This window comes from Shinella sumterensis (assembly GCF_004514425.2).
Taxonomy (GTDB): Bacteria; Pseudomonadota; Alphaproteobacteria; order Rhizobiales; family Rhizobiaceae; genus Shinella; species Shinella sumterensis.
Genome location: NZ_MYFN02000024.1, coordinates 25,562 through 34,552 on the forward strand (window position 1 = coordinate 25,562; position 8,991 = coordinate 34,552).

10 protein-coding genes and 1 pseudogene are annotated in these 8,991 nt (G+C 57.5%); 7 read left to right on the top strand and 4 right to left on the bottom strand.

Annotated elements, in window-relative coordinates; all coding sequences use genetic code 11:
* Positions 1-9 precede the first annotated feature (9 nt).
* A complete protein-coding gene (locus B5M41_RS25375) occupies positions 10-1,038 on the bottom strand; it encodes a sugar ABC transporter substrate-binding protein (protein WP_134652005.1) in 1,029 nt (342 codons plus the stop codon).
* A gap of 513 nt (positions 1,039-1,551) precedes the next feature.
* Entirely contained in the window at positions 1,552-2,565 is a 1,014-nt protein-coding gene (locus tag B5M41_RS25380; RefSeq protein ID WP_230640352.1) for a LacI family DNA-binding transcriptional regulator, read from the bottom strand.
* A gap of 359 nt (positions 2,566-2,924) precedes the next feature.
* Between B5M41_RS25380 and B5M41_RS25385 the strand changes: the two genes are divergently transcribed.
* The 3 genes from B5M41_RS25385 to B5M41_RS25395 are packed head-to-tail and all read left to right on the top strand — an operon-like array spanning position 2,925 to position 5,220.
* A complete protein-coding gene (locus B5M41_RS25385) occupies positions 2,925-3,938 on the top strand; it encodes a Gfo/Idh/MocA family oxidoreductase (protein ID WP_134652009.1) in 1,014 nt (337 codons plus the stop codon).
* A gap of 11 nt (positions 3,939-3,949) precedes the next feature.
* Positions 3,950-4,909: a sugar phosphate isomerase/epimerase family protein gene (locus B5M41_RS25390; protein ID WP_134652011.1), complete on the top strand. Its 960-nt coding sequence runs from the start codon at positions 3,950-3,952 to the stop codon at positions 4,907-4,909.
* Between the two features lie 5 nt (positions 4,910-4,914).
* A complete protein-coding gene (locus B5M41_RS25395) occupies positions 4,915-5,220 on the top strand; it encodes a MurR/RpiR family transcriptional regulator (protein WP_134652013.1) in 306 nt (101 codons plus the stop codon).
* Positions 5,221-5,442: 222 nt separating this feature from the next.
* Here the strand turns inward: B5M41_RS25395 and B5M41_RS25400 are convergent, their stop codons facing one another.
* Complete coding sequence (locus tag B5M41_RS25400) at positions 5,443-6,090, bottom strand: competence protein CoiA family protein (protein WP_134652015.1); 648 nt, start codon at positions 6,088-6,090, stop codon at positions 5,443-5,445.
* A gap of 44 nt (positions 6,091-6,134) precedes the next feature.
* Positions 6,135-6,245, bottom strand: a pseudogene (locus B5M41_RS27200) (hypothetical protein); the annotation flags it as partial.
* Positions 6,246-6,556: 311 nt separating this feature from the next.
* On the opposite strand from B5M41_RS27200, the gene B5M41_RS25405 reads away from it, so the two are divergent.
* The 4 genes from B5M41_RS25405 to B5M41_RS25420 all read left to right on the top strand — a co-directional run.
* A complete protein-coding gene (locus tag B5M41_RS25405) occupies positions 6,557-7,639 on the top strand; it encodes an ABC-three component system protein (protein WP_230640353.1) in 1,083 nt (360 codons plus the stop codon).
* Positions 7,624-8,112 carry an ABC-three component system middle component 2 gene (locus B5M41_RS25410; protein ID WP_134652019.1) on the top strand — a complete coding sequence of 163 codons (489 nt, stop codon included), beginning with the start codon at positions 7,624-7,626 and terminating at the stop codon, positions 8,110-8,112. Before B5M41_RS25405 ends, B5M41_RS25410 begins: the two co-directional genes overlap by 16 nt.
* Positions 8,112-8,849, top strand: coding sequence for an ATP-binding protein (locus B5M41_RS25415; protein ID WP_230640354.1), 738 nt, complete (start codon positions 8,112-8,114; stop codon positions 8,847-8,849). Before B5M41_RS25410 ends, B5M41_RS25415 begins: the two co-directional genes overlap by 1 nt.
* On the top strand, positions 8,816-8,991 hold a 176-nt coding region (locus B5M41_RS25420; RefSeq protein WP_230640356.1), incomplete at its 3' end, for a transposase. The genes B5M41_RS25415 and B5M41_RS25420, both read left to right, overlap by 34 nt.

An 8,991-nucleotide genomic window follows, 5' to 3' on the forward strand; every position in this document is an offset into this window, starting at 1 on the left:
GGGTAGCGGTTACCAGGTATTCTGTTCGTCGTAGGCCTTGTCGCCGAACACGCCGCGAACCTGTGTCGCCCACTGATCCGCATTATCCTTGTTGATCACGATCGGACCGGTCAGGATGCTTTGCTGGGGCGCGTATCCGAACTTCTTGTACCAGTAGAGCCACTCCATCGGCGCATAGCCCTGGAGCCAGAAACCCTGGCTGTTCGTCGCAAGGATATGCCCCGCGCGCACGCCTTCGATCGACACCGGGCCTTCGTCCACGGTGAGAACCGTGACGCCCTTGTCATCGACGTCAGGATCGAGCTTCATGTCATTCGCCACGCCCCACGCCCAGGGCGACGACCAACCGGCGACCGTGAAGATGTAGTTGGTATCCGGATTGGCCTGCAGGAACGATTGCAGCGTGTTGCGCGCCGTTGCCGGTTCCGCACCGATGAAGAGCTCATCGAACTTGGCGCCCGCCTTCTCCATCACCTCCTTCATGCCGGCGCAGCGCGCCTTGAGGCCCTGATGTGCCGAGTCATGGCTTGCGCAGACGACATGTGTGGGCTTCGGGATTTCGCCGGCCTCGACCTTCGTCAGCGCGTATTCACCGAGCTTCTTGCCCGTCAGGAATTCATCGCCGCCGACATAGGTAAGATAGGGAATGCGCTCGCCATCCGGGCGACCGTCCGGAATGTTGAAGGCGACGACCGGGATGCCTGCTTCGATCGCCTTGCGCAGCGGACCTTCAAAGGCATCGGAACTGACGATCGGGACGGCAATGCCATCCGGCTGCGTTGCGATCGCCTGTTCGAGCAGGCGGACGTGCTCCTGAACCGAGTAATTGTTCGTGGAAATGTATTCGGTCTTCACGTCCGGATACTTCGCCTCGAACTCCTTCAGGGACGTCGTCAGCCAGTTCATGTTGGGATCGTTGGAGCCGATATGCGACACCATGACGAAGCGATACTGCTTTTCGGCCTCCTGGGCATGGGCGATCCCAAGCGCAGCAGACGCGAAAAGAGCAGAGTACAGGATGCTTTTTCCAATTTTCATAAGGTTCCTCCTCCTTGATTGGAAACAAATAGAGTTTTCGATGCGAGCGGATTGCTCAGTCGTTTTCAGACGGCACCACAGACAACCTCCACGCTGCCTGTCGAACTCCTAGATGCAACATTTATTGCATTAATTTCATATGGTCAACTTTTATTCCAAAACAGGAACGAGATCGGCACTGCGGTCAGCGTTTGTGACTATCTCTGGCGACCCGATAAGGAGATCGCCTGGAGGTATTTTCATTGATGAAGACGATGGTTCACAAGGTTTTCATGAGGCGAATTCTGATTTTCTCTCCATCAAATGGCAACAGTGATCGATCGCCAATTAAGATACTGAAATTATTATGACTACCGTGAAACGACAGATACTAATGATGTAAATCACATCGAACTATCGCAGCTTTTGGCGAGCGAGTACCGCATCAAAGGCGAAATGAGCGGATACGGCTATCGCCTGCAATGGGCAGACGACCACCTCGGCGACACCATAGACATGCGCACCCCGATGGTCCTACAGGCCGCAATTGTATCGCGTGTGAACGAGGACCTGCGAATAGCCCGGCTCGCTCGTCACGCCATTCAGATTGCTCTTTATCCATCGCGCCGCCGAGGCGAGTTCGGCGGCGAAATCATGCGAGATGACATAATCCATCACCCCGGCCTCCAGCAGCGCACGGGAATGGACGGACAGTTCATGGCCGACAAACACCGTTTCGTCCGCCTTGCCGGTATTTTCCAGCGCCTTGGCGATACCGCGATTGGCACCAGCCACATTGTAGATCGCCGCGGGATGTCCATTCGCCTCGAAGTACCGCATCAGCTGCTCGCATGTGTTCTCGGGCCTTTCATCCGAGATCATGCGTTCCTCGATCTTCAGGTACGGAAAATCAGACCGCAGAACCCGCCGGAAGCCCATCTCGCGCTCCTGCTGGCAACGAAACGGCACGCTCATGACAACCAGAATGCTGCTGTTTTCCTTCGGCAGGGCGTTGCCGATCAACAGTGCCGCAACGCTTCCGGCGGCATACTGGTCGTTCCCGACATAGGTGCTTCGCCGCGAGCTCGGCAGGTCCGTCGTGAGGCAGACCACCGGCCGGCCGATCGTCCGGAGCTTTCGAATGGCGCGGTTCGTTGCCGGATGCTCCCGGCCAATGACGACGACGCCGTCCGCCTCCCCGCCTTCCTGCTCGATCCGCCGCGCGAAGGCGAGTGGTTCGGCATCGCTTGTCGTCACATACACGCCCTGGATATCGACGCCGGCCTGTGTGCGGTTTACCTCCGAGACGGCCGCCGCCATGGCCGCATTGAATGTCTCACCGGATTCACAGAACAGGCGAATGAGGACGGGGACGTCGCTATCGGCGCTCTCATGGCGAAGTTTTTCCAGTGCCGCGAGAACCCGCGCCCGGGTCTTCTCCCGCACGCCGCTGCGGTTGTTGAGCACCCGGTCGACCGTCGCGGAGCCCACAGCCGCGATCTTGGCGATCGCATGAACCGAAGGTCCTTTCCATGTTGCAGGCTTCACGGGTTTTGGCATTTTCCCCTCACGGTCTGATGCGATTCAAATCACGGAATCGGATGAATGCATGCCCGACTCTTAGCGCATGACGGCCTTGCCATGTGTTTGTGCAATGCGAAATATTTGATGCGAAAAGCATCGAAATCTGCCCCTCACTTTCGTTGAATGATGGCATTTCAATCCGGATAATCCAACCGGTCAGCTGAAGGAAGCCCTCACGCTCGACGCCTGCATGGGTTCTCACCGGCGCATGTGTCGCTCCAGGTCGCGCCCGGCAGCAAGGCTCCAACTTCACCTCAACGGGAACGCGCCCATGGCGACCCCGACGCTGCGCCCATGCGCGCTTCGAAAACAAGGAACATGGAATGTCCGTCAGAATTGCAATTATCGGTGCAGGCATCATGGGTGCCGACCATGCGCGGATCGTCTCGGAGGATTTGCCCGGCGCCGTGCTGCAGGTCGTCTGCGATGCGTCCGAGGCGCGCGCCCGTGCGATCGCGGAGGATTACGGCGCAGCCGACATCTCCACCGACCCGCTCCAGACGATCCGGCGCGACGACATCGACGCCATGATCATCGCAAGCCCGGATGAAACCCATGCGCCCTTGTCGCTTGCCGCCATCGCGGTGGGGAAGCCGGTGCTCTGCGAAAAGCCCCTGTCGCAGAATTCCCGGGAATGCCTTGCGGTCATCGACGCCGAAGTCGCGCGCGGCCGCCGGTTTGTCCAGCTCGGGTTCATGCGCCGTTTCGACCCATCCTATCGCGACATGAAGGCCGCGCTCGCGGACGGCTCGCTCGGCCGGGCGATCATGATGCACAACACACACAGGAATGTCGAAGCGCCGGCGAACTTTACCGGCCAGATGGCGATCACCAATTCCGCCCCGCACGAATTCGATGTCGCACGCTTCATGCTCGACGCCGACTATACCGCGATATCCGTGTTTCAGCCAACCGGCGTCGATGCATCGAAAACCGGCGCGCCGGTCTTCATGGTTCTCGAAACCGACCAGGGTCAGATCGTCAACATCGAGGTCAACAACAGCGCCGCCTATGGCTACGACGTGCGCGGCGAACTGGTGGGCGAAAAGGGATCGATCCTGCTCAACGCCCCGGTCCACACGCGCCGCAATGGCCATCTGATGGCGTTCGAACACTATCCATCCGATTGGCGGCCGCGTTTTGCGGAAGCCTACCGCCTGCAAAACAAGGCCTTTTTGAATTTCGTTCGAACCGGCACCTTCCCCGCAATCGCCTCCGATAGCTGGGACGGCTATTGCGCGACGCTCGTCGCCGAAGCGGGCGTCGAGGCGCTGCAAACCGGTAGACGCATTAGCCTCGACACGATGGTCAGGCCCTCTCTCTACAACGCACGATAAGGAAACCTGCAATGAAACTCGGTTTCGTTTCCGACAGCCTCGGCGGCCTGTCTTTCGACGCTCTTCTCGACAGTGCCGCGCGGCTTGGCGTCTCGGGCGTTGAGGTGAACACCGGCGGCTGGTCCACGGCCCCACATTTCGATCTTGAGGCGATGAAGAGTAGTGCCGATGCGCGCCGGCACTTCACCAGCGCCTTCGCGGATCGTGGCCTGGAGATCATCGCGCTCAACGCCAACGGCAATCCGTTGCATCCGACCCAGCCCGAGCAAGGCGCGTGCCTGAAGGACACGATCCGCCTTGCCGGAGATATGGGCATCAAGACCGTGTGCACCATGTCCGGCCTGCCGGCGGGGCGCGCGGGAGATCTCATGCCCAACTGGGTGGTCTCGTCCTGGCCGCCGGAAACGCAGGAAATCCTGCGCTACCAGTGGGAAGACAAGCTCCTGCCGTTCTGGACGGAGATCGCCGCTCTCGCAAAGGAATATGGCGTGGAGCGCATCGCGCTCGAGTTGCACGGCAATCAATATGTCTACAACGTCCCCTCGCTCCTGAAGCTGCGTTCTGCCATCGGCCCAGTTGTAGGCGCCAATCTTGACCCCTCGCATCTCTTCTGGATGGGTGCCGATCCGCTGGTCGCGGCCGAAGCGCTGGGAGAGGCCATCTTTCATGTGCACGCCAAGGACACGATGCTGAATGCGCCGGTCCAGGCGACGACCTCGCTTCTGGAGAACGGCTCGCTGATGAACATTCCCACCCGAAGCTGGTCCTATGTCACACTCGGTTTCGGCCATGGCGAGACCTGGTGGCGCCAGTTCTGCTACCGCCTTACAATGGCCGGCTATGATGGCTGGCTCTCGATCGAGCACGAAGACGTGCTGCTTAACAGTCTTGAGGGGCTGGAAAAATCGATCGCGCTCCTGAAGACCGTTATGCCGGTCGCCGAGAGCGATTTCAAACTACAGGCGATTTGAAAGCTATGGCGCCGAAAAGCACCATCAGGCGTGTACATCAATCGAACCAGCAAAATCCGCCTGAGAACTTCGTGGAAATCAAGCGGCGCATTGTCTCTGGACACGGCACTTTTTCAGAAGATGCCGAGCGGCTTGTAAAAGTCGCCCTCGAGGACCCCGCTGCAATCGCCTTTGGGACCGTGGCCTCAGTCGCGCGCAAGTGCTCGGTTTCAATGACAACGGTGACGCGAACCGCGCGCATTCTCGGATTCTCCGGCTTCCGAGACTTGAGAGCAGTCTTCAGGACCTATCTCCAGCGCCTCGCAGGTTGAGGCGCAGACGACTTTGATCACCAACTGAGTCTTGGGAGCCATGCTGAAACGCCAACATAGGCGAGAATGCTAGCAAATTCACATTTCCGAAGCTCTTGAACCAACGACCCGTAGTTTGGCAGCCCAAAATCCGGCGGGCGATCGCTACCAAACGTCCGGGAGCCCCTCTGCGATACTACGTGGCCGTTGCTAGAAAGACGTGAACCTGTCACCTGCCTCCTGTCACCGGATCGCGAGCTGCGCGATTACCCCTCCCGGTAGATTGAGCACGGGCGACGACCACGCTTTGCGCCATTTTGATCCCAGCGACAGCTGATGAACGCGAAAGGGGCCTTGCAGATTGAGCGTCCGCCAACGCTTGGATTTACGGGAGTAACCGCCCGCGGACTGCTCTTCGCCACCCTCCCCATACCAGGACGTGGATTCGACATGGATTAGGTGATCGGTGAATGAACCCCGCCAAAGAGTCTTGTCGTCCGGATCTACATACCACAATTCCTTGAAGGCAAGAGCCTGCGCCCATTTCTCCCAAGGCCGAATTGTGTACTGGCGGATCGTCAGTCCGTTTGGGGTAGACTGTGCGTCGTCTTTCATTTTTTTACTCAAGATGCCCATCCACAAAACGGGTATGCCGGCTGCGCAATATGCCGTGGTGCGCTTCTCGATCGCATCGAACAATATCGGGGTATGTTGGGCTTCTATCGCCCAACGCGCCAGGCCATCTTGCGAGGTGACCAAGATGTCAGCACGGCGGTCGCCACCCGTTGATAGAACCTCCACCTCATAGTCTGCACCGTAGCCAAGGGCGCGGAAGCTGTCGCGCAACACTGTTTTAGCTTCCATGTGAGCCTGTGTTTCGCCTGAAGCCATGTGCAATCCGTCGGCGGCTTGTGCGCGAAATGGGCAGTTTTAATTTGCCCTTTTTTCAAAGTCACGACACGGCCGCATTTCGGGCATTCGAAGAGAGGCCCTTTGAAAGATGAGGCTGCGTCAACCCTATATCCATTGCAATTCGCAGTTAGCACGACCGCTCTCCATTAGCGAACCGAGATCACGATAGCCAAGCGCGGCCGAGGCGACGCCTCGCGGCGTCGGATGCGGCGGAACCGCTGGCTGCGGCAATCGATCGCTTCCCGGCGCTCGATCGTCGCTAGGCTGACGCTACCGCCGTCGCCGACCGTTCTCGCGAAGAACCAAAATCCCGTTGAAAATACTGGCAGATTTCTGACAAAGTGATGTACTTTCGGTTGCATGAACCCTTGCGGCTGTTAAGATTAGAATCTTACGCGACCTAACGTTTTACTTTGAGCTCAAGGCTGAAGTGCAGGCAACCATGATGTCGTTACAGAATGCGGTGAAAGACCTGCCGTCAACAAGAATTCTTCTGGCAAACGAGTTTGAGAACGGCCCGAAAATGGATCCTCTCAAAGTCATCCAGATTTATGAAGCCAGCGACTGGGAGACGTTTATTGACGAGTGGGTGCATTCTCTTAAATCCACGTATATCAGCGTTATGCGTCCGACCGGCGCTGGCGACAAAGGCATCGATATCGCCGGCTTCTGCGACGCCGACCAGCTGCTCGGCACGTGGGACAATCACCAGTGCAAACATTACAACGCACCATTAAGTTTTGGTGTGATCGCGCCTGAGATTGGAAAGATGCTCTGGTACTCGTTCTCAGGGGTATACAAAGCCCCGAGAGCATGCCGTTTCATTGCGCCAAAGGGAGCTTCGACATCGCTCTCCCTGTTGCTCACCAACGCGGACGAATTGAAGGCCAAGGTGCTTGCGGAATGGAGTAAAGCCATCTCCGGTAAAATCACCTCAACAGGGCCGGTCACTCTGGACGGAAAATTTCTCGCATACGTGAATGAGTTTGACTTCCGGATCTTCTCGGCTGAACAGCCTCGAACGATAATCGAGGCCCACTCCAAAACTCCCTACCATCGGGGCCGTTTCGGCGGTGGATTGCCATCCCGCCCGCGGCCGGATGCTGTTCCAGCCGAGATCGAGGAAGCAGAAGCGACTTACACCAGCAAATTGCTTGATGCCTATGCTGAGCACAAAAGCGAGACTGTCGCTGAGGTCTCTCATCTCGACAGGTGGGCTAACCTGAAAACCCACTTCCAGCGCGCCCGTGAGGCATTTTACCACGCCGAGTCGCTGCGGATATTCGTGCGGGAAAAAGTAGAGCCAGGTACCTTCGAGGGGTTCCAGACCGAGATATTGGACGGCATCATGGATACCTACGACGGGGAGCACGCCGACGGATATCGGAGGGTAACTGCTGTCACAGACAAAGCGCAGTCCCTAATTCTCGATGCCCATCCGCTGAACAGAAGCGCTTTTCCAACTGATCGCCGGGGAATTTGTCATCAACTTGCGAATGACGGGAAGTTGACATGGCGGCGTTCGTGAATTCCGCGTCGACATTCAACGGCCCACTCGAGACCGGAGTGAGGGCAGTTCTTGTGCTGCACGCGCACTTCCCTCAAGCGCTAGATCTGAACAGGCTGACCGCTATGGACTATCTTGTCGTGAGAACCAGCGTACTCGACGGGCCAGGGGATTTGCATCCTCCGACACCGATCCCGTCGCCTGTCACGCAGGTGCGCCGAAAATCCGTTCAATCCGCTATGGCCCTGATGATGTCCCGGGGGCTCATCGAGCAGGTTATCGACGAAAGCGGGATTTCGTTTAAGGCAGGGGACAACGCGGAGTTCTTTGTCACCGCGCTTCAGACACCGTACCTGCAGCAATTGTACGAGCGCGCCCAGTGGCTGGCGGGCTACTTTCAAAATTATAGCGATGAGGCTTTTGACGACCTAATGCGCAATCTCCTCACGAATTGGGTATCTGAATTCCAAGACGAAGCGTCCGGACCAGCATAATGGCATATTCAGGCTTTCAGATCCGTCATCTTTCGTTTCACGGCTCAGAAAAAAAGCCGGCTACTGCTTCATTCCAGTCCGGCCTCAACGTCGTCTACGGGGCTTCCGATACTGGAAAGTCGTATATTGTAGAGGCGATCGATTTTATGCTCGGCGGGAAGGGCCCCCTCCCCGATATTCCGCAGGCGAAGGGCTATGATCGCGTCTTGCTCGCGATTGCCTTCGATGACGGATCGGAGACGACATTGCTCCGAAGCATAACCGGAGGACAGTTCCAGGCATTCGAGGGTTTGCACACATCGATTCCGGATGTTGAGGGGAGCCGGCTCGATGAAATACACAATGAACGTGATGAATCGAATCTCTCGTCGTTCCTGCTCTCCAAGATCGGCCTTGCAGGGAAGCGGATCAGAAAGAATGCGAAGGATGAAACGCAGGCGCTGAGCTTCCGCAATCTGGCGCGGCTGGCGATCGTGAACGAGGAGGAGATAATCCAGAAGCGTTCACCGTTGTCTGATGGAAACTACACAGCAAATACGGCTAAGCCAAGCGATAGGCACGAGCTTTATGCCATCACGCCAGCGTTCGACCGTGGCATCGCGAAACCAATCAATGAGCAGGTCAACGTGATGAACTGCCCCCACTTTCGACCGGACAGTCGGCATAAGCAGAAAGGCTCAAGCACAGGCTTGAGGACAGGCTTATGTCTAACGCATATCGACACGTTGAATTGCTGACCGGTGATGTCCGCCGCAGGCGGTGGACAACCGAGCAAAAGCTGACGATCATTGAGCAGAGTTTCGAACCAGGCGAGACGGTATCTTCGACCGCTCGCCGCCATGGCGTCGCGCCCAATCTGCTTTATCGGTGGCGCAGGCT

Coding starts and splice junctions, on each gene's coding strand:
- B5M41_RS25375 (WP_134652005.1), bottom strand. CDS start 1,038: ATGAAAATTGGAAAAAGCATCCTGTACTCTGCTCTTTTCGCGTCTGCT.
- B5M41_RS25385 (WP_134652009.1), top strand. CDS start 2,925: ATGTCCGTCAGAATTGCAATTATCGGTGCAGGCATCATGGGTGCCGAC.
- B5M41_RS25390 (WP_134652011.1), top strand. CDS start 3,950: ATGAAACTCGGTTTCGTTTCCGACAGCCTCGGCGGCCTGTCTTTCGAC.
- B5M41_RS25395 (WP_134652013.1), top strand. CDS start 4,915: ATGGCGCCGAAAAGCACCATCAGGCGTGTACATCAATCGAACCAGCAA.
- B5M41_RS25400 (WP_134652015.1), bottom strand. CDS start 6,090: ATGGCTTCAGGCGAAACACAGGCTCACATGGAAGCTAAAACAGTGTTG.
- B5M41_RS25405 (WP_230640353.1), top strand. CDS start 6,557: ATGTCGTTACAGAATGCGGTGAAAGACCTGCCGTCAACAAGAATTCTT.
- B5M41_RS25410 (WP_134652019.1), top strand. CDS start 7,624: ATGGCGGCGTTCGTGAATTCCGCGTCGACATTCAACGGCCCACTCGAG.
- B5M41_RS25415 (WP_230640354.1), top strand. CDS start 8,112: ATGGCATATTCAGGCTTTCAGATCCGTCATCTTTCGTTTCACGGCTCA.